At 71.5% G+C, this 17,023-nt stretch carries 22 protein-coding genes and 1 tRNA gene; 12 read left to right on the forward strand and 11 right to left on the reverse strand.

Annotated features, from left to right (window positions below; genetic code table 11):
* Window positions 1-24 precede the first annotated feature (24 nt).
* The 7 genes from ABD093_RS17780 to ABD093_RS17810 all read left to right on the forward strand — a co-directional run bounded on the left by ABD093_RS17780 (window position 25) and on the right by ABD093_RS17810 (window position 4,108).
* Window positions 25-1,296 (forward strand): glutamate-5-semialdehyde dehydrogenase, encoded by a 1,272-nt coding sequence (locus ABD093_RS17780; protein WP_343926159.1) that lies wholly within the window; start codon window positions 25-27, stop codon window positions 1,294-1,296.
* A gap of 89 nt (window positions 1,297-1,385) precedes the next feature.
* Window positions 1,386-1,565 (forward strand): hypothetical protein, encoded by a 180-nt coding sequence (locus ABD093_RS17785; RefSeq protein WP_343926161.1) that lies wholly within the window; start codon window positions 1,386-1,388, stop codon window positions 1,563-1,565.
* Window positions 1,566-1,600: 35 nt separating this feature from the next.
* Window positions 1,601-2,179 (forward strand): nicotinate-nucleotide adenylyltransferase, encoded by a 579-nt coding sequence (gene nadD, locus ABD093_RS17790; protein WP_343926263.1) that lies wholly within the window; start codon window positions 1,601-1,603, stop codon window positions 2,177-2,179.
* Window positions 2,172-2,960 (forward strand): hypothetical protein, encoded by a 789-nt coding sequence (locus tag ABD093_RS17795; protein WP_343926163.1) that lies wholly within the window; start codon window positions 2,172-2,174, stop codon window positions 2,958-2,960. The genes nadD and ABD093_RS17795 overlap by 8 nt, the downstream gene beginning before the upstream one ends.
* Window positions 2,957-3,331 (forward strand): ribosome silencing factor, encoded by a 375-nt coding sequence (gene rsfS, locus ABD093_RS17800; protein WP_193115975.1) that lies wholly within the window; start codon window positions 2,957-2,959, stop codon window positions 3,329-3,331. The genes ABD093_RS17795 and rsfS overlap by 4 nt, the downstream gene beginning before the upstream one ends.
* Complete coding sequence (locus ABD093_RS17805) at window positions 3,328-3,981, forward strand: histidine phosphatase family protein (protein WP_193115974.1); 654 nt, start codon at window positions 3,328-3,330, stop codon at window positions 3,979-3,981. The genes rsfS and ABD093_RS17805 overlap by 4 nt, the downstream gene beginning before the upstream one ends.
* Before the next feature lie 54 nt (window positions 3,982-4,035).
* Window positions 4,036-4,108: transfer RNA gene (locus tag ABD093_RS17810), tRNA-Ala, on the forward strand.
* A gap of 78 nt (window positions 4,109-4,186) precedes the next feature.
* On the opposite strand, the gene ABD093_RS17815 is transcribed toward ABD093_RS17810, so the two are convergent.
* Window positions 4,187-5,206: an aldo/keto reductase gene (locus ABD093_RS17815; RefSeq protein WP_343926165.1), complete on the reverse strand. Its 1,020-nt coding sequence runs from the start codon at window positions 5,204-5,206 to the stop codon at window positions 4,187-4,189.
* Window positions 5,207-5,307: 101 nt separating this feature from the next.
* On the opposite strand from ABD093_RS17815, the gene ABD093_RS17820 reads away from it, so the two are divergent.
* Window positions 5,308-6,147, forward strand: coding sequence for a helix-turn-helix transcriptional regulator (locus ABD093_RS17820; RefSeq protein ID WP_193115972.1), 840 nt, complete (start codon window positions 5,308-5,310; stop codon window positions 6,145-6,147).
* 18 nt (window positions 6,148-6,165) lie between these two features.
* Here the strand turns inward: ABD093_RS17820 and ABD093_RS17825 are convergent, their stop codons facing one another.
* Together ABD093_RS17825 and ABD093_RS17830 are read right to left on the reverse strand one after the other, a co-directional pair.
* Complete coding sequence (locus ABD093_RS17825; RefSeq protein WP_193115971.1) at window positions 6,166-7,188, reverse strand: NAD(P)H-dependent flavin oxidoreductase; 1,023 nt, start codon at window positions 7,186-7,188, stop codon at window positions 6,166-6,168.
* Window positions 7,185-8,489, reverse strand: a complete 1,305-nt coding sequence (locus ABD093_RS17830) for an acyltransferase family protein (protein ID WP_193115970.1) — start codon at window positions 8,487-8,489, stop codon at window positions 7,185-7,187. The genes ABD093_RS17825 and ABD093_RS17830 overlap by 4 nt, the downstream gene beginning before the upstream one ends.
* A gap of 44 nt (window positions 8,490-8,533) precedes the next feature.
* Here ABD093_RS17830 and ABD093_RS17835 point away from each other — a divergent pair, with 44 nt between their 5' ends.
* Together ABD093_RS17835 and ABD093_RS17840 are read left to right on the forward strand one after the other, a co-directional pair.
* Window positions 8,534-9,217, forward strand: coding sequence for a GntR family transcriptional regulator (locus ABD093_RS17835; protein ID WP_343926168.1), 684 nt, complete (start codon window positions 8,534-8,536; stop codon window positions 9,215-9,217).
* A 124-nt stretch (window positions 9,218-9,341) separates the two neighbouring features.
* The gene (locus ABD093_RS17840; RefSeq protein ID WP_343926170.1) at window positions 9,342-10,532 is read left to right on the forward strand and encodes an amidohydrolase; all 1,191 of its coding nucleotides are present in this window, start codon (window positions 9,342-9,344) and stop codon (window positions 10,530-10,532) included.
* Here ABD093_RS17840 and ABD093_RS17845 read toward each other — a convergent pair.
* Both ABD093_RS17845 and ABD093_RS17850 read right to left on the reverse strand, forming a co-directional pair.
* On the reverse strand, window positions 10,525-11,124 hold the full coding sequence (locus tag ABD093_RS17845; RefSeq protein ID WP_193115967.1) for a GyrI-like domain-containing protein: 600 nt from the start codon (window positions 11,122-11,124) through the stop codon (window positions 10,525-10,527). The genes ABD093_RS17840 and ABD093_RS17845 overlap by 8 nt on opposite strands.
* Window positions 11,121-11,612, reverse strand: coding sequence for a MarR family winged helix-turn-helix transcriptional regulator (locus tag ABD093_RS17850; RefSeq protein WP_343926172.1), 492 nt, complete (start codon window positions 11,610-11,612; stop codon window positions 11,121-11,123). The genes ABD093_RS17845 and ABD093_RS17850 overlap by 4 nt, the downstream gene beginning before the upstream one ends.
* A gap of 56 nt (window positions 11,613-11,668) precedes the next feature.
* Here ABD093_RS17850 and ABD093_RS17855 point away from each other — a divergent pair, with 56 nt between their 5' ends.
* Entirely contained in the window at window positions 11,669-12,523 is an 855-nt protein-coding gene (locus tag ABD093_RS17855) for an alpha/beta fold hydrolase (protein WP_193115965.1), read from the forward strand.
* A gap of 33 nt (window positions 12,524-12,556) precedes the next feature.
* Here ABD093_RS17855 and map read toward each other — a convergent pair whose 3' ends face one another.
* Entirely contained in the window at window positions 12,557-13,324 is a 768-nt protein-coding gene (map, locus tag ABD093_RS17860; protein ID WP_343926174.1) for a type I methionyl aminopeptidase, read from the reverse strand.
* 66 nt (window positions 13,325-13,390) lie between these two features.
* On the opposite strand from map, the gene ABD093_RS17865 reads away from it, so the two are divergent.
* On the forward strand, window positions 13,391-13,654 hold the full coding sequence (locus ABD093_RS17865) for a helix-turn-helix domain-containing protein (RefSeq protein ID WP_343926176.1): 264 nt from the start codon (window positions 13,391-13,393) through the stop codon (window positions 13,652-13,654).
* On the opposite strand, the gene ABD093_RS17870 is transcribed toward ABD093_RS17865, so the two are convergent.
* The 5 genes from ABD093_RS17870 to ABD093_RS17890 are packed head-to-tail and all read right to left on the reverse strand — an operon-like array spanning window position 13,623 to window position 17,022.
* Window positions 13,623-14,252, reverse strand: a complete 630-nt coding sequence (locus ABD093_RS17870) for an endonuclease III domain-containing protein (protein WP_343926178.1) — start codon at window positions 14,250-14,252, stop codon at window positions 13,623-13,625. The genes ABD093_RS17865 and ABD093_RS17870 overlap by 32 nt on opposite strands.
* Complete coding sequence (locus ABD093_RS17875; protein WP_343926180.1) at window positions 14,249-14,728, reverse strand: cation diffusion facilitator family transporter; 480 nt, start codon at window positions 14,726-14,728, stop codon at window positions 14,249-14,251. Before ABD093_RS17875 ends, ABD093_RS17870 begins: the two co-directional genes overlap by 4 nt.
* Entirely contained in the window at window positions 14,725-15,201 is a 477-nt protein-coding gene (locus ABD093_RS17880) for a cation diffusion facilitator family transporter (RefSeq protein ID WP_343926182.1), read from the reverse strand. Before ABD093_RS17880 ends, ABD093_RS17875 begins: the two co-directional genes overlap by 4 nt.
* A gap of 22 nt (window positions 15,202-15,223) precedes the next feature.
* Window positions 15,224-16,255, reverse strand: coding sequence for a sulfate/molybdate ABC transporter ATP-binding protein (locus tag ABD093_RS17885; RefSeq protein WP_343926184.1), 1,032 nt, complete (start codon window positions 16,253-16,255; stop codon window positions 15,224-15,226).
* Window positions 16,252-17,022 (reverse strand): ABC transporter permease, encoded by a 771-nt coding sequence (locus ABD093_RS17890; protein WP_343926186.1) that lies wholly within the window; start codon window positions 17,020-17,022, stop codon window positions 16,252-16,254. The genes ABD093_RS17885 and ABD093_RS17890 overlap by 4 nt, the downstream gene beginning before the upstream one ends.
* Between the last annotated feature and the right edge of the window lies 1 nt (window position 17,023).

Below are 17,023 nucleotides of genomic sequence, written 5' to 3' on the forward strand. Positions count from 1 at the left end.
GGACCGCACCCGTAGGCTCCGGGCATGACTGCACATGCCGTGGAAGACGCCGCCCGCCGTGCGAAGCGGGCCCAGCCGGCCCTGGCGCTCCTGCACCGCGACACCAAGGACGCCGTGCTGCTCGCCATGGCGGACGCCCTGGTCGCCCGCGCCGAGGACATCGTCACCGCCAACGCCCGTGATCTCGAGGCGGCCGACGCCGCGGGGATCGAGCCGGGTCTGCGCGACCGTCTGGCACTGGACCCCCAGCGGGTAGCCGCGATCGCCCAGCAGCTGCGCGATGCCGCTGACCTCCCGGACCCGATCGGTGAGGTGATGCGCGGCTCCGTGCTGCGCAACGGACTCGAGCTGCGCGAGGTGCGTGTGCCCCTCGGGGTGATCGGCATGGTCTACGAGGCCCGACCGAACGTCACCGTCGATGCCGCCGGTCTCGCGCTGAAGTCCGGCAACGCGGTGGTGCTGCGCGGCGGTTCCGCGGCCCTGCACTCGAACACCGCCCTGATCGCGGTGCTGCGGTCCGTGCTGGCCGAGCACGGCCTGCCCGAGGACCTCATCGTCGGGATCGACGCGTACGGCCGGGAGGGCGTGGACGTGCTCATGCGGGCGCGGGGACTGATCGATGTGCTGATCCCGCGCGGCGGAGCCGGGCTGATCCGCCGAGTCGTCGAGAACTCCCTGGTCCCGGTGATCGAGACCGGAACCGGCACGACCCACATCCTGGTCGATGCGAGCGCCGACCTCGACCAGGCGAGCGAGATCGTCCTGAACTCCAAGACCCAGCGCGTCGGGGTCTGCAACGCCCTGGAGACCCTGCTGGTCCATCGGGAGGTGGCCGAAGCGGCTCTCCCGCGCCTGGCGACCCCGCTCGCGGCGGCCGGGGTGCGCCTGCATGCCGACGAGGAAGCTGCCCGGATCCTGTCCGCGGCGGGCACCGCTGCGGAGGTCGTGCCGGCGACCGCGGAGGACTGGGACATCGAGTACCTCGCCCTCGAGCTCGCGGTGAAGGTTGTCGCCGACCTCGACGAGGCGCTCGAGCACATCAGAGCCCATTCCTCCGGGCACACCGAATCGATCCTCACCCGGGACCTGCTCTCGCAGCAGCGGTTCCTGGCCGAGGTGGATTCCGCCGTGGTCATGGCCAACGCCTCGACGCGCTTCTCGGACGGCGGCGAGTTCGGCTTCGGCGCGGAGATCGGCATCTCCACCCAGAAGCTCCATGCGCGCGGCCCGATGGGGCTCCCCGAGATGACCACGGGGAAGTGGCTCGTGATCGGTCAGGGGCACGTGCGGCCGTGACTGCGCTCCCATCGCCGGCGTCGCAGCGTGAGCAGGGCGCGCGGCTGTGGGATGATGGCCCGGTCACTCCTGGAAAGGCCTAGAACACCATGATCGACCAGCTCATGATCCTTGCCGAGGCCGGCGAGCACGCGACCGGCGGCGTCACGCCGCCGATGGTGGGCATCGGCGTCTTCGTCATCATGCTGATCCTGCTCGGGATCACCTACCTCACCGGCGGGACCAACCAGCGCAAGCGCGGGGACTCCGACAGGCACGGCGATCACTGATCGCCATGGAGCAGCAGCGACGACGGATCGGCGTGATGGGCGGGACGTTCGATCCCATCCATCACGGTCACCTCGTCGCAGCCAGTGAGGTCCAGAGCGTCTTCGGCCTCGACGAGGTCGTCTTCGTCCCGACCGGTCGCCCCTGGCAGAAGGCCGATCGGGAGATCTCCGATCCGGAGCACCGTTACCTCATGACGGTCGTGGCGACCGCTGCGAATCCCGTGTTCACGGTCTCGCGCGTCGACATCGACCGTCCCGGCTCGACCTACACGATCGACACCCTGCGGGACCTGCACGATCAGCAGCCCGAGGCGGACCTCTTCTTCATCACGGGCGCCGACGCGCTGCAGTCCATCCTCACCTGGAAGGACTCCGAGGAGATCTTCTCCCTCGCACACTTCGTCGGCGTCACCCGCCCCGAGCATGAGCTGGACACCTCGGGGCTTCCGGTCGATGGGGTGAGCCTGATCGAGGTCCCGGCGATGGCGATCAGCTCGACCGACTGCCGCACCCGCGTCGCAGCGGGAGGACCGGTGTGGTATCTGGTCCCCGACGGCGTCGTCCAATACATCAACAAGTACGCCCTCTACACAGGAGGTGACGGCGATGACTGAATCCGACACCACTCCGCGTCGCGGACGACGCGCTCGCGCGCTGAGCCCCGAGGAGAGCGCCGCGCTGGAATCGCGCTCGGCCGTCGCGACCACCGATGACCAGTCCACGGTCCCGGGCGTGCGCGGGGCCGTCGAGCCGCCCGATGCGGCAGCTCCGGTGCCGACGCTGCGCAAGTTCGGCCGACGCGCCCGCATCATCGAGCTCAGTGAGGATCCGGAGCAGGCCACGTCTCCCGAGGGCGGTTCTGACCCGTCGACCGACAGCACGGCTGGGCACGACGGCGCAGCTGCCTCCGACGGTGCAGCTGACTCCGACGACCCGGAGGCTTCGGTCGATACGACGAGCTCGGGCGACACGTCCGCCTCGGACCGCTCGGCAGCCGCCGACGGCGCTGTCGCCTCGGAGGGCCCGGCCACGCAGAAGCAGTCGCCGCGCTCCGCGGGCTCGAGCGGCACGAGCAGCCCGACGGGCTCGTCATCCTCGCAGACCGCGGTCATCGACCGTGACGCCGACGGGGTCGAGCTGGGGGAGCTCTCGGTCACCGAGGCCCCCTCCCCGCGACCGGCACCTCGTTTCGAGGGCAAGGTCCTCCACCGCGCCGAAGGGTCGGGCAGCCGCTCGTTCATCTGGCTGGTGTGGGCTCTCGTCGCGATCGCCCTGGTCGCGCTCGTCATCCTTCTCCTGACCGGGGTCCTCGGCCCCGGGGAGGCCTCCGCCCTGGACGCCTCCGTGCAGAACCTGTTCACCGATCATCTCGTCCTCAAGGAATCAGCCGCGTGAGTGCACCCGAAGAATCCCTCGACCTGGCCCGAGTGGCCGGTCAGGCCGCCGCCGACAAGCTCGCCGACGAGGTGATCGGCCTCGATGTCTCCGAGCAGGTGGTGATCACCGACGTGTTCCTCGTGTGCAGCGGGGACTCCGAGCGTCAGGTCTCGGCCATCGTCGACGGCGTCGAGGAGGCGCTGCTCCGGGAGCGCCGTCGCAAGCCGCTGCGCCGCGAGGGCCAGCGGGATGCGCGCTGGGTTCTGCTGGACTACGGCGACATCGTCGTGCACGTCCAGCATGCCGAGGATCGCGCCTACTACGCCCTCGAGCGGCTCTGGCGCGATGCGCCCGTGCTGGACCTGCAGATCGCGGACCCCGCGGCGTGACGCCCGCCCGCTCCACCGGCAGTCCTGTGCGCACGCGCCTGATCCTCGTGCGCCACGGACAGACGGACTACAACAAGGAGGGTCGCCTGCAGGGCCAGGTGGACATCCCCCTGAACGAGACCGGGACCCGTCAGGCCGGGGTGCTCGCCGCCGCGGTGGCCGCGAATCCGCCCGACCTCATCGTCGCGTCGCCGTTGGGCCGTGCCCGTGACACCGCGCAGATCGTCGCGTCCTCCTGCGGCCTCGAGGTCTCCACCGACGCCGCGCTGATCGAGCGCAGCTTCGGCACCTGGGAAGGACTGCGGGGCGAGGAGATCCGTCGGCACTGGCCGACCGAGCACGCCGACTGGCGCGCGCATCGTCCGGTGATCGGCCTGGGGCTCGAGGACCGTCCGGCGGTCGCCGAGCGCATCGCGGAGGCCTGCCGTCGCCTGGTCGCCGAGAACACGGGGCGTACCGTCATGGTCGTCTCGCACGGCGCGGCGATCACCCTGGGCATCACCGCGCTGCTGGGGCTGGACGCCGATGACTTCCGGGGCATCGCCGGGCTGGAGAACTGCCATCGGTCGGTGCTCGAGCCCCTCACCTCGGACACCACAGGTCAGCTCATGAGGTTGGTGTCACACAACCTGGCTCCCGATTTCACCTGAGCCGACGATCGGGGTAATCTTGACGAGTCGCCTGATGAGGGCGACACCCGATACGGGGCTATGGCGCAGTTGGTAGCGCGCTTCCATGGCATGGAAGAGGTCAGGGGTTCGAATCCCCTTAGCTCCACTCGAGAAACCGTGAGACAGTGACTCGTCAGCAGGGCCCCACCGCGAGGTGGGGCCCTTCTGCTGTCGTGTCCCGGGCTCAGCGCTCGCTGTCGAGCTGCTCCATGAGGGCGGTGGGGTAGCGGTCGCCCTGGGCGGCGCCGACGGGCAGGGCGGCGTCGATCCGAGCCAGGTCCTGGTCATTCAGCTGCACGGCCGTGATGCCGAGCATCGAGGTCACCTGATCCAGGCGCCGGGACCCGACGATCGGCACGACGTCCTCGCCGCGCGAGGCGACCCAGGCGATCGCGAGCTGCGCCATCGAGATGCCCTTCGTCGCGGCGATCCCCTGGATCTGCTCGAGCAGCGCGCGGTTGCGGGCCAGGTTCTCGCCCTGGAAGCGGGGGAAGATCTCCCGAGAGCCTCCGGAGCGCCCGGCGACCAGGCCCTTGGCGAGCACGCCGTAGGCGGTGACGCCGATCCCCAGCTCGCGACAGGTCTCCAGGATCCCGTTGGTCTCGATCTCCCGGGTGAGCAGCGAGTACTCGATCTGCAGATCGCTGATCGGGGCGACGGCCGCGGCCCGACGGATCGTCTCGGGACCGACCTCGCTGAGGCCGATGTGACGCACGTACCCGGCCTCGACCTGCTCCTGGATCGCGCCGATGGTCTCCTCGATCGGCACCTCGGGATCGAGCCGCGCGGGCCGGTACACGTCGAGGTGGTCCACGCCGAGCCGGCGCAGCGAGTAGGCGAGCGAGGTGGCGACGTTCTCGGGGCGTCCGTTGAACCCCCGCGGCATCCCCGTCGACGTGATCGTGGCGCCGAACTTCACCGAGAGCACGGCGTCCTCCCGGGATCGTTCCTGCAGGGCCCGGCCGATGAGCATCTCGTTGTGCCCGGCGCCGTAGAAGTCGCCGGTGTCCAGGAGGGTGCCGCCGGCATCGAGGTAGGCGTGGAGCACGCGCAGGCTCTCGGCGTCGTCGGTCGGTCCGTAGGCACCGGACAGGCTCATGGCGCCGAGACCCGGCGAGGTGACCGTCGGTCCGGTCGCGCCGAGGCGGCGGGTGGTGGGCGCAGGGGTGATGGATGCGGGGGTGATGTGCTCTGTGGTGGTCATGCCGTTCAGCCTGGACCGTCGACGTACGACGCACGAGGCCCGGTTCATCCGGGGAGAGGCCGTCCCTGGATAGCGCGCCGGGCGAGGAGGAGGATGGGTCGATGATCGATCGACAGGGCCTCGCCGATTTCCTGCGCCGCCGCCGCGAGCAGCTGCGTCCGGTCGACGCCGGTCTGCCCGAAGGGTCCCGGCGCCGCACGCCCGGGCTGCGCCGCGAGGAGGTCGCGATGCTCGCCGGCGTCTCGGTGGACCATTACACGCGCCTCGAGCAGGGTCGGGGCTCGGCGCCCTCAGCCGGGGTCGTGCTGGCCATCGCCCAGGCGCTGCACTGCGACCGGGAGCAGCGCGACCATCTGCTGCGTCTGGGCGGTCACGCCCCGCCCCCGCGGCGCGCCGGCCATCATGTGCGCCCGGGCCTGATCGCCCTGGGGAACCGGCTCACGGACCTCCCCGTCGTGATCCTGACGGATCTCGGCGAGGTGCTCTGGACCAATGCCCTCGGCACGGCACTGGTCGGGGGAGTGCTGGGGGACACCGCTCGGGACCGGAACCTCGTGCGGCGATGGTTCACCGACCCGTCGGCCCGACTGATGCCCTCGGACCACTGGGAGAGGATCTCCGCCGCCCACGTGAGCGATCTGCGCGCCGCGTTCACCCGCCGCGGCGGCGACGCGGAGGTCACCGCGCTGGTCGACGAGCTGGAGGAGCGCAGCGGCGAGTTCGCCCGGCTGTGGGCGCTGCACGACGTCACGCAGCGCCAGATCGATCAGAAGGTGTTCCTGCATCCTGAGATCGGGGCCATCGAGCTGCGCTGCGAAGTGCTGCTCACCCCCGACGAGGACGTGTCGATGCACGCCTTCTTCCCGCTCGAGGGCACGGACGCCGCGCAGAAGCTCGAGCTGCTGGGCGTCATCGGCACCCAGGTGCTGCGGGACGCGTGACCCCGCGCGGGCGGAGGCTCAGATCCCCTTCGCGAGCCGGGCGATGACGTCGGCCGCCGGGCCCTCCGGCGCACTGCGCCAGCCGGTCCCGGCCCACAGATGGAGCCGGTCGGTGTCCCCGGCGGCGCCCGCCGCACGGCGCAGCTCCCGCGTGAGGTGATGGACGGCGGGATAGGCCGTCGGCGCCGACGCCTCATGGCGGTCGATGAAGCCGTTGCGCAGCGAGCGTGCCGGCCGGCCGGTGAACGCCCGGGTCAGCGCCGTCGCCGTGAAGGACCGGTCCGCGAGGGCGGCGCGATGCGTGGGGGAGGTCCCGGCCTCGTCCGTGCGCAGCAGCAGGGTGCCGACGGCCACGGCCCGAGCGCCCGCGGCGAGGATCCGATGCACCGCGACCGGTCCGTCCACGCCGCCCGCGCCGATGACGGGGAGGTTCGTGTCGGCCACGACCTGGCGCACCAGCTCGGGCGTCCGGATCGCAGGAGGCGTGCGGGAGGGGTCGTGGATGGCGCTGTGCCCGCCGGCGTCCGGTCCCTGGACGACGAGGCCGTCCACTCCGAGCTCGGTCGCGGCCCATGCCTCCTCGGGCGAGGTCACGCTGGCCAGCACCGTCGTGCGCACGGCATGCAGAGCGGCCACGTGCTCGGCGGAGGGGAGCGCGAAGGTGAAGGACACGACCGGGACCGGGCTGCGCGTGAGCATCTCGAGCTTGTCCTCGAAGGAGTCGTCATCTGTGCGCGGCGCCGGGTCCAGGATGACCCCGTAGGCGTCGGCCTCCGCGGCGAGCTCGGCGGCATAGGACGCGAAGGCCGCCTCGTCGATCGTGCGCGGCGGGAGGGCGAAGAGGTTCACCCCGAAGTCCGCCCCGAGTCCCCGGACGGCGGCGATCTCCGCGCCGAGCGCAGCGGCGCTCTTGTTCCCACCGGCGAGGAACGGGAACGCGCCCGCGGAGGAGACCGCCTCGGCGAGGCCGACGGTGGAGGGTCCGCCGGCCATCGGCGCGGCGACGAGGGGCAGGCGGGAGTCGAGCAGAGCGGGGGTCATGCCCTCGATCCTCGCAAACGGATCACGCCGCCGGCGATCATGCCCAGGATCGGCAGCAGCGGCCAGATCCAGTGCAGCCCGTCCGGGCCGACCATCCCGGCGTCGGCCATCACCGCGAGCCCCGCGCAGACGAGCACGGCGGCGAGGATCGGCCGCCACAGGGGCGGGGCGGGCCGGTCGTCCTCGCGAGGATCCTCGAACCGGCCGAACACCAGCACCATCACCCCGGTCAGGGCGAGCAGCACCAGCGCCCACAGCGGCCGCGTCGCCCACCAGATGCCGCTGAGGGGCGCGGGCCCCAGCCCGATGCCGCCCAGGGCGAGCAGGAGATGGGACAGGCCCACGAGGGCCGTGAGGTGCCACAGGAACCACGTCATGATGCGCTGGTTCACCAGCACCGTGACGAACCAGAGGCGGGGACGGCGCAGCAGGGCGGTCAGCGGCCGCTCCAGCAGCAGCACGAGGCCGGCCTGCAGCATTCCCAGGAACGCCATGGTCACGCGGGTGGGGCTGGAGTTGCTGATCTCGTCGGCCCCCGAGGTGATCATCGAGACCGGGTACGGGCCGAGGCCGACCAGCAGGGCCAGGCCCACCGCACCGATGCCGACCAGGGCCAGGCGCCGAGCGGGGCCCTCCAGCCGCCCGTCGAGCCAGGCGAAGCCGACCTGGTGGAAGCTCGCCCACACCAGCACGTAGTTGGGATAGCCGAGCAGCGGTTGGTCCAGGCCGATGCTCACCGCATCGACCACCCCGGCGAGTGCGATGCCGCCCACGATCGACCACCAGGCGAAGCGTTCCCACAGCACCAGCAGGGGAGGGGCGACCACGATCACGAGCAGGTAGGCGGCCAGGAACCAGGTGGGCACCAGCGCCATCTGGGTGGCGAGCTGCAGCGCCGTGTTCGGGGCGCCGGCGGCGAGCGCGATCACGCTGATCACGAGCCAGGCGATCAGCAGCGGCAGCAGCGGGATCCCGAGCCGACGCAGCCTGGTGCGCAGCCACTGCGCGTAGCCGACGCCCTTGCGCCGGGCGGAGCGCCACGACAGGGCGTTGGAGTAGCCGCCCACCAGGAAGAAGATCGGCATCACCTGGAAGATCCAGGTCAGCGGATGGGTCCACCGGGCGGTGTCGAGCACGCCGTGGGGTGAGATCCCGCCGTCGGCATCGACCGCGACGATCGTCCAGTGCCCCAGCACCACCACGGTGATCGCGGCGGCACGCAGGAAGTCCACCACCCGGTTGCGCGAGTCGGGAGTGGCGGCATCGACCTTCTGGGCGCGGCTGAGGCGCGGTGTCGTCATCGCAGCAGACTAGTCGGGCATAGACAGCCTGCGAAGATGAACGTATGAGCGAGAGTGCAGATCATGTGTCCGAGGGGGAGCGCGTCACCGCTCGGCTGCGCGAGGAGATCCTCGACGGGGTGCGCGCGCCCGGCAGCCGGCTGGTCGAGCGCGAGCTGGCGGAAGGGCTCGCGGTCAGCCGGGTCCCCGTGCGCGATGCCCTGAAAGCTCTGGCCGCGGAGGGCCTGGTGACCCTGCGGCCCCGCACCTGGGCCGTGGTCCGTGAGTTCTCGGCGAAGCAGTCCCGGGAGGTCCGAGAGGCACGGGAGGCACTGGAGAAGGCGGTGTTCCCCCTCGCGGCGGAGCGGCGCACCGAGGAGGGCCTGGAGCGTCTGCGAACCGTGCTGGAACGGGAGCGGGAGGCCGCACAGCAGGGGGACGGTGTCGTCGCGCGTCGGGCGGCCGCAGACTTCCACGAGGTCGTCATCGAGCTGTCGGACAACGAGGTGCTCTCGGAGATGGGACGGCTCCTGGGCAGCCGGATGCGCTGGTCCCTCTCCCAGCACGATGACCTGCTCGAGATCGTCCGGGGCCACGAGCAGCTCTTCGCGGCGATCGCCCGGCAGGACGTCACCGGGATCGGGCACCTGGTCGTGGAGCACCTGCGCAGCGGCGAGGAACAGGCTCGCATGCGGCACAGGGACCCCGGGGGGCCGGCAGGGAACATAGGTCGAGTCCGGCCCGGGTGAGTCGAATCGCGCCGGGCCAGGTCGGAACGGTCAGGGCGAGGCGGAGCAGTCAGGGCGGGGCGGAGCGGACATCTCGGAGCCGGATCTGCGGCGCGCCGACCCCATTTCGGTATACCATTTCTGCATGACGCTCACGATCCTCCGCTCCATCCGGCCCTGGGGTCACGATCCCGCCGACCTCCTGATCGACGGCGACACCGTCGCGGCGGTGCTCCCGCCCGGAGGGGAGGCGCCGGAGGGAGCCGAGGTCATCGACGGGCGCGGCATGCTCGCGCTTCCCGGACTGATCAATGCGCACGCTCACGTGGACAAGTCCTGGTGGGGTCGGCCCTGGGTGTCCTACGGCGGTGAGCCGACGACGCAGGGGCGCATCGCGCACGAGCGCGCGGAGCGGGACGCCCTCGGGATCCCGGGGCCCGACGTCACCGAGCGCGTGCTGAGGGAGTTCCTCCGTCATGGGACCACCGCCGCCCGCAGCCACGTCGACGTCGATCTCGGGGTCGGTCTCGACGGCATCGCCGCGGTCCAGGAGGCGGTCGCACGTCTGGAGGGCGCGCTCGAGGTGGAGATCGTCGCCTTCCCGCAGGACGGCGTGATCCGGCGCGAGGGTGTCCTGGAGCTGCTGGACCGTGCGGCGCTCGCGGGCGCGGACAGCATCGGCGGACTGGATCCCTGCCTCATCGACCGGGACCCCGTCGGCCAGCTCGACGGCCTCTTCGACATCGCCGCGCGGCACGGCTGCGGTCTCGACATCCATCTCCATGCCGGGGGCGAGCTGGGGGCCTTCGAGTACGAGCTGATCATCGACCGCACCTGCCGCGCCGGGCTCGAGGGAAAGGTGAACATCGCCCACGGTTTCGCCCTGGGGCAGCTGCCCGCAGGTCGGCAGGAGGCCCTGCTCGAGGAGCTCGCGCAGCTCGGCATATCCTGGAGCACCGTCGCCCCCATCGGGTCAGCGCCGCTGCCCTGGGCCCGGATGCGCGACGCCGGCGTGGGCCTGGGGCTGGGCACCGACGGCGTGCGCGATCTCTGGTCCCCCTACGGGGACGGTGACCTGCTGCGGGTGGCCCTGGACTTCGCACGGCTGCACGGGGGGCGCCGCGACGAGGACCTCGTGCAGGTCGCGCGGCTCGCGTCCAGCGACGCGGCAGGGTTCGTGCACCGCGAGGTGCACGATCTCGTGCCCGGTGCCCGCGCGGATCTGATCCTGATGGAGGCGGAGAACGTGCCCGACGCGATCGTTCGCGCCCCGCGCCGGGAGCTCGTGCTTGCCGGCGGACGCGTCGTCGCCCGGTCCGGCGAGGTGCTCATCTGAGCATGCGGCGCACCGGTTGGCGCAAGATCGTGCGCAGGCGCTCCGGGGCTGCGCGACGCGGGTCCCCGAGATAGATCTCGTGGTGCCGGCCCGTCATCTCCAGGTCCCGAGCGGGGATCACCTCGTGATGCATCTGCTCGAGCACCGGGCCCTCGGCGTCGTAGGGACCGACGTGGAGGGTCTGCACGCACAGTCCCTCGGCGAACTGCTCCCAGCGCACGGCTCCCGCGGTCTCCACCTGCTCCGCCGTGATCCACGGCGGCGTCATGAGCATCAGACGCCAGTGCCACCGGCTCTTGTCGCGCAGGGCGGTGAACGCCTCCATGTCATCGGCCCACCACAGGCCCTCCAGCGGTGGGACCACGTAGTCCCGGCCGAGTGTCCTCCGGCTGCGGAATTTCAGGGCGTACGCGAGCGGGTAGAGCTCCCCGAGCGCCGCCTCGTAAGCCGGCGACGTGTTTGGATCGCCCTGCCCGTCGATCATGAGGAAGTGCATCGAGGGGACCTCGAGGGTCCGGAAGGTCCCGCGGCGGGCCCGGTAGGTCTCGAGATCCTTCTTCACGTCGAGCTTCCGTGCTACCTGAGGTGTCATAACTGGCCCCGTTCGACCTCTATCTCGACCAGCGCCGCGTCCATGTGGCGCAGCACCCGTACGGTCGCCTCGAGCTCGGCAGCGGTGAGGTGACCGCCGACGCGCCCCATCAGTTCATGCTCCCGCCCGATGACGGCGCCGATCGCCTCCCGGCCGGCAGGGGTGATGCGCACCAGGGACGAGCGCCGGTGGGCAGGATTCTCCACCAGCTCCACGAGATCCGCGCCTCGCGCGTCATGGACCATCCGCTGGACGAACTGACGGCTGAGATCCTGCTCGTGAGCCAGCTGGGGGACCGTGAGCTCGCCACGGCGTCGCAGCTGATCCAGCACGTTGCGCACTCCCACGGACAGCCCGCTGCTGTGCCCGTCGTGCTCGACGATCCGGGCGACTCGCCGGTAGACCGGCCCGATCGCCGCATAGACCTCGGCGAGGCGTTCCGCGAGCGCATCGGGGGGAAGCGCATCGCGTGAGGAGGGTGTGCTCATCGGCCCAGTATGACAACGGGGTTGTCATAGGCGAAAACTATGACACCCTAGGTGTCATGATCCCCACGGTGCATCACCTCGACCTGTCCGATCAGCGCATCGCCTTCTACGACGAGGGTGACCCCACCTCCGGCGCGCCGCCGCTCGTGCTCCTTCATGGCGGCGCCGTGGACAAACGGCTGTGGCACCCTCAGCTCGCAGCTTTCCCCGACAGGCGGATCATCGTCCCCGACGCGCGCGGCCACGGCGGCTCCTCGGACGCCGAGGGGGAGCACCGTCTGGTCGACGACGTCCTCGCCCTCCTGGATGCCCTCCACCTCGAGCAGGTCGTGGTCGTCGGAATCTCGATGGGCGGCGGAACGGCCGGTGACCTCGCCCTCGAGCACCCTGAACGGGTTGCAGGGATCGTGGTCTGCGGCACCGGGACGAGCGAGCCGGAGTTCACCGATCCCTGGGCCCTCCAGGCCTTCGGGGACTGGAGGGCCGCGGAGCAGGGAGGTGACCTGCAGGCCTGGATCGACGTGTTCCAGCGGTTCACCGCAGGCCCGACGCGGACGCTCGACCAGGTGGACCCGGCGGTGCGTGACCGCATCGCCATGATGGCCAGGGATACGGTCGTCGGCCATCTGCGCACCGCGCCCGACGGGACCCCGGTGCCGCCGCCGGCACCGACCGCTGTCCGGGACACCTGGGAACGCCTTCCTGGACTGGAGGTTCCGGTGCTCGCCCTGTGCGGCGCCCTCGACGGGGCCGACCATCGTGCCAACGGCCGTCGCCTGGCGGATGTCGTCCCCGACGGCCGCTATGTCGAGGTCCCCGGCGCCGCCCACTATCCGAACCTCGAGGAGCCCGAGCTCTTCGACTCCGCCGTGCGCGACCTCCTCGATCGCGCGGCGTCACGGGTGTCCTGATCGGTGCGGGAACCGAAGCTGCTCCTGCAGGCGTCAGCAGACGGTCAGGATCTCGGCGCCGTCCTCGGTGATCGCGATCGTGTGCTCCGTGTGCGCCGCCCGCGCGCCGGTCGCGCTGCGCAGCGTCCAGCCGTCGGCATCCACCACGAGCTCGTCCGTGTCCTCCATGACCCAGGGTTCGAGCGCGAGCAGCAGCCCCGGGCGCAGGCGGTAGCCGCGCTCGGCACGACCGATGTTGGGCACATGCGGGTCCTGGTGCATGGTCGACCCGATCCCGTGGCCTCCGAACTCGGTGTTCACGGGATAGCCCGCTCCCTGCAGCACGGCGCCGATCGCCGCCGAGACGTCGCCCAGGCGGGCCCCTGGGCCGGCTGCGGCGATCCCGGCCGCCAGGGCGCGCTGCGTGGTCTCGATCATCGCGACGCTCCGTGCGGGCCGCTTCGTGCCGACGATCACGCTGAGGGCGGCATCGGCAGCGACCCCGTTCCGGAGCACCGCGAGGTCGAGGGTCAGCAGGTCGCCGTCGGCGAGCGTCTGGTCGCGGGGCATCCCGTGCAGCACGGCATCGTTCACGGCCGTGCAGATGTAGTGGCCGAACGGGCCGCGACCGAAGGACGGCTCGTAGTCGACGTAGCAGGACTCCGCGCCGGCATCGAGGATCAGCTCGCGGGCCCAGGAGTCGATCTCCAGCAGGGAGGTGCCGATGATGCTGCGGCTCGCGAGCGCCTGGAGGATCTCGGCGACGAGACGACCGGTGCTCCGGGCGCGCGTCAGCTCGGTGGGGGTGAGGATCTCGATCATGCGGTGCCTTCCGGACTGTACCGATAACTATCCCGGTAATCCTATACCGGTATTAGTATGGGCAGCATGGTCCGACTACCTCTCACACCCCACGAGATCGAGCGCGGCGAGCGGCTCGGAGCCCTCCTGCGCCGGGCCCGCGGAGACCGGTCGATGCTCGAGATCGCGCTCACGGCCGGGGTCTCCCCGGAGACGCTCCGCAAGATCGAGTCCGGTCGGGTCGCGACCCCGGCGTTCCCGACGATCGCAGCGATCGCCGGTGTGCTGGGCCTGTCGCTGGACGAGATCTGGGCCGCGATCAGCGAGTCCGCGAGCGAGCTCGCCTCATAGGAGCCCGCCGGAGAGAGGTCCGCTTCCCCTCCTCCACGAGGAGGCCGTGCAGCTCCGCGAGCTCGGCGACGGTGAAGTCGGCACGCGCCAGGGCAGGGGCGATCTCCCGTCGGAACGCCCGGTAGGAGCCCGGCACCTCGGCTCCGCGCTCCCGCAGCACCCGTCGGGCGTACTCGTCGCACACGAAGGCCGGGCGCTCGAAGCAGTACAGACCGATCACGTCCGCCGTCTCCTCGCCGATCCCCTCGACCGCCAGCAGCTCCGCCCGCAGAGCGGCGTCGTCCATCGCGAGGGCCGCCTCGCCGCGCTGCTCCACCCATCGGGCCAGGGCCTGCAGCCGGCGGGGCTTCGAGGTCGGGAACCCCGAGCCGCGCACGAGCTCGCGCACCAGCTCCTCGTCGGCGCCCGCCAGAGCGCCCGGCTCCAGCAGGCCGGCCGCCCGCAGCGCGATGATCGACAGATCGGCCTGCTCCCAGCGGCTGCGCTGGACGAGCACCGCGCCGACAGCGATCTCGAAGCGTTCCTCTCCGGGCCACCACCAGCCCTGCGGCCCGTGCTCCCCGAGCAGCTCCTGCTGCAGGGCGCGCAGATCGATCACGCGGCGCCCAGGGGCGCGCTGTCGGGATGGCTCAGGGTGAGCAGCGCGCGCCGCACGTGCGGATTCTCCTCGAGCTGGTCCTCGATGGCCTGGACGGTGTCCTGCAGTGCCGATTCCGCGGCGTCCCCGGAGAGGTCCACCGACGCGACCACGAGGAGCTGATCCGCGCCGACCCACTCGGTGTGCAGGAAGCTGACGCTCTCCACCTCGGGATGCTCCTGCAGCATGCGCAGCAGCTCGGCGCTGGCCTGCGGGGAGGCGCCCTCGCCGGTGAGGAACGCCGTGTTGCGGGCGATCAGGAGGATCGCCACCACCCCGAGCAGCAGACCCACCAGGATCGAGCCGATCGCATCCCACACGGGCTGACCGGTGAGCTGGTGCAGGCCCATGCCGAGCGCGGCGAGCACCAGGCCGATCAGGGCGCAGGCGTCCTCGGCGAACACCGCCCGCAGCATCGGATCCGAGGTCGTGCTCACGTGGCGCAGCGGGCTGACCCGGCGCGACCGGGCCCCCGGCGTGCCTGGCGCAGCGCCTGCAGGAAGGAGAAGCCTTCCAGGACGAAGGCGATGCCGAGCACCAGGTAGGCCCAGCCGTACGGGACGCCCTCGGTCTCCTCGGTCCCGAGGGACTGGATGCCGTGCCAGACGGAGACCCCGGCGCCGACGGCGAACAGGCCGATCGCGGCGAACATCGCCCACACGTAGCTGTCGCGGCCGTACCCCATCGGATGGGAGCGGTCGGGCTCCCGTCGGCCCCGGCGCTCGCCGATGAGGAGGAAGATCTGGTTGCCGGTGTCCGCCCAGGAGTGCACGGCCTCGGCGAGCATCGAGGCGGAGCCCGTCAGCAGCGCGACAACCGTCTTCGCGATGGCGACCAGCAGATTCGCGAAGAACGCGATCATCACGGTCAGCCCGCTGCTGGAGCTCTCCTGCGTCGAGGTGTCGTCCATGAGCCCATTGTGCGCCTCCTGCTCAGCGCGCCGGGTAGATCGCGACGTCCGCCGCGCGGATCCCCAGGCGCACCTCGTCCCCGGGCCGCAGCCGCTGGCGGGCCACCAGCTGCGGAGTGAGGTCCGCGGCGATCTCCCCGGCGCGCACCTGCACCAGGTCGCCGCGCGGCTCGAGATCCGTCACCTGCCGGGCCAGCACCATGGTCCCCGGCGAGGGGTGCGCGCCGCCCTCGAGCAGCTCCACGTGCGCCGGCCGCACGGCGGCTCGGACCCTCGTCCCCACGGAGACCGGCTCGTGCGCCACCCCGGCGAGCGTGCCGTCGACCGTACGGCCGTCCCAGGTCCCGGTCAGCAGGTTCACCCCGGCCAGGCGCGCCGTGAACTGCTCCTGGGGTCGGGCGAGCACCTCCGCCGTCGGCCCGCTCTCGATCAGTCGTCCGTCCTCGAGCACGGCCACCCGATCGGCGAGGGTGACGACGTCGAGCACGTCATGGGTGACGAGGATCGTGGTGCGCTCGGCGAGGACGCGTCGCAGCAGCTCGCGCAGCGCGGGCGCCACGTCGATGTCCAGGGCGGCCATCGGCTCGTCCAGCAGCAGCAGGCGCGGGGTCGCCGCCACGGCGCGGGCGATCGCCACCCGCTGCGCCTGTCCGCCCGAGAGCTGGGAGGGCTTGCGGTCCGCGAGCTCCTCCAGCCCGATCTCGGTGAGCCACCGGGAGGTCTCCTCGCGGGCCCTGCGCCGTGGCGTGCCCTGTGCCCGCAGCCCGAAGGCGATGTTCTGGGCGACGCTGAGATGGGGGAACAGGACCGGATCCTGCGCGAGCGTGGTGACGGCGCGATCGTGCGGGGGGACCAGCAGGTCGCTCGTGCTCAGGAGCCTGCCGTCGAGCGTGATCCGGCCGGCGGCCGGGCGCAGCGTGCCCGCGATCAGGGAGAGGACGCTCGACTTCCCGGCGCCGTTGGGACCGACGAGGGCGAGCGTCTCGCCGTCGGCGACGTCGAGGGCGACATGGAGTCCGCGCTCGGGGACAACCGCCTCCAGGGTGAGGGTCATGCGCTCACCCGCCGTCGGGCGACCGCGATGATGAGCACCGCGACGATCATCAGTACGAAGGACAGCGCGACCGCGGCCTGGGGATCGCTCTCACGCTGCAGGTAGATCTCCAGGGGCAGGGTGCGCGTGGTGCCCTGGAGGCTGCCGGCGAAGGTGATCGTCGCCCCGAACTCGCCCAGCGCCCGGGCGAAGGAGAGCACGGTGCCCGAGAGCAGGGCGGGCAGCACCAGGGGAAGGGTGATGGTCGCCAGCACCCGCGAGGGCCGTGCGCCGAGGGAGGCGGCAGCGATCTCGTAGCGGGTCCCGGCCGTGCGCAGCGCCCCCTCGAGGCTGATCACGAGGAAGGGGAGGGCCACGAAGGTCTGGGCGATCACCACGGCGGTGGTGGAGAAGGCGATCTGGATCCCGAGGAGCTCGAGCTGCTGGCCGAGCAGACCCTGACGGCCGACGGTGTACAGCAGGGCGATGCCTCCCACCACCGGGGGCAGCACCAGGGGGATGAGCACCAGGGAGCGCAGCAGCGACAGGCCCGGGAAGCTCGTGCGGGCCAGGAGCAGCGCCAGCGGCACGCCGAGGATCACGCAGGCCAGCGCGCTCGTGGCCGAGGTCTGCAGGCTCAGCCGCAGGGCCTGGAGGGAGGATTCGCTGGTGATCAGCTCGGCGAAGCTGCCCCACTGCACGCGCGTGGCCATCGCCACCAGCGGCAGGAGCACGAAAAGGGCGCCGAGCAGGGCCGGGAGCAGCACCCAGCGGGGAAGGGATCTCACC

This window comes from Brachybacterium tyrofermentans, from assembly GCF_039526165.1.
In the GTDB taxonomy this organism is placed as follows: Bacteria; Actinomycetota; Actinomycetes; order Actinomycetales; family Dermabacteraceae; genus Brachybacterium; species Brachybacterium tyrofermentans.

Bases quoted from the DNA above. Each gene is read 5' to 3' on its own strand.
- ABD093_RS17780 (WP_343926159.1), top strand. From the start codon at position 25: ATGACTGCACATGCCGTGGAAGACGCCGCCCGCCGTGCGAAGCGGGCC.
- ABD093_RS17785 (WP_343926161.1), top strand. From the start codon at position 1,386: ATGATCGACCAGCTCATGATCCTTGCCGAGGCCGGCGAGCACGCGACC.
- nadD (WP_343926263.1), top strand. From the start codon at position 1,601: ATGGGCGGGACGTTCGATCCCATCCATCACGGTCACCTCGTCGCAGCC.
- ABD093_RS17795 (WP_343926163.1), top strand. From the start codon at position 2,172: ATGACTGAATCCGACACCACTCCGCGTCGCGGACGACGCGCTCGCGCG.
- ABD093_RS17815 (WP_343926165.1), bottom strand. From the start codon at position 5,206: ATGACCACCACAGAGCACATCACCCCCGCATCCATCACCCCTGCGCCC.
- ABD093_RS17820 (WP_193115972.1), top strand. From the start codon at position 5,308: ATGATCGATCGACAGGGCCTCGCCGATTTCCTGCGCCGCCGCCGCGAG.
- ABD093_RS17825 (WP_193115971.1), bottom strand. From the start codon at position 7,188: ATGACCCCCGCTCTGCTCGACTCCCGCCTGCCCCTCGTCGCCGCGCCG.
- ABD093_RS17830 (WP_193115970.1), bottom strand. From the start codon at position 8,489: ATGACGACACCGCGCCTCAGCCGCGCCCAGAAGGTCGATGCCGCCACT.
- ABD093_RS17835 (WP_343926168.1), top strand. From the start codon at position 8,534: ATGAGCGAGAGTGCAGATCATGTGTCCGAGGGGGAGCGCGTCACCGCT.
- ABD093_RS17840 (WP_343926170.1), top strand. From the start codon at position 9,342: ATGACGCTCACGATCCTCCGCTCCATCCGGCCCTGGGGTCACGATCCC.
- ABD093_RS17845 (WP_193115967.1), bottom strand. From the start codon at position 11,124: ATGACACCTCAGGTAGCACGGAAGCTCGACGTGAAGAAGGATCTCGAG.
- ABD093_RS17850 (WP_343926172.1), bottom strand. From the start codon at position 11,612: ATGAGCACACCCTCCTCACGCGATGCGCTTCCCCCCGATGCGCTCGCG.
- ABD093_RS17855 (WP_193115965.1), top strand. From the start codon at position 11,669: ATGATCCCCACGGTGCATCACCTCGACCTGTCCGATCAGCGCATCGCC.
- map (WP_343926174.1), bottom strand. From the start codon at position 13,324: ATGATCGAGATCCTCACCCCCACCGAGCTGACGCGCGCCCGGAGCACC.
- ABD093_RS17865 (WP_343926176.1), top strand. From the start codon at position 13,391: ATGGTCCGACTACCTCTCACACCCCACGAGATCGAGCGCGGCGAGCGG.
- ABD093_RS17880 (WP_343926182.1), bottom strand. From the start codon at position 15,201: ATGGACGACACCTCGACGCAGGAGAGCTCCAGCAGCGGGCTGACCGTG.
- ABD093_RS17885 (WP_343926184.1), bottom strand. From the start codon at position 16,255: ATGACCCTCACCCTGGAGGCGGTTGTCCCCGAGCGCGGACTCCATGTC.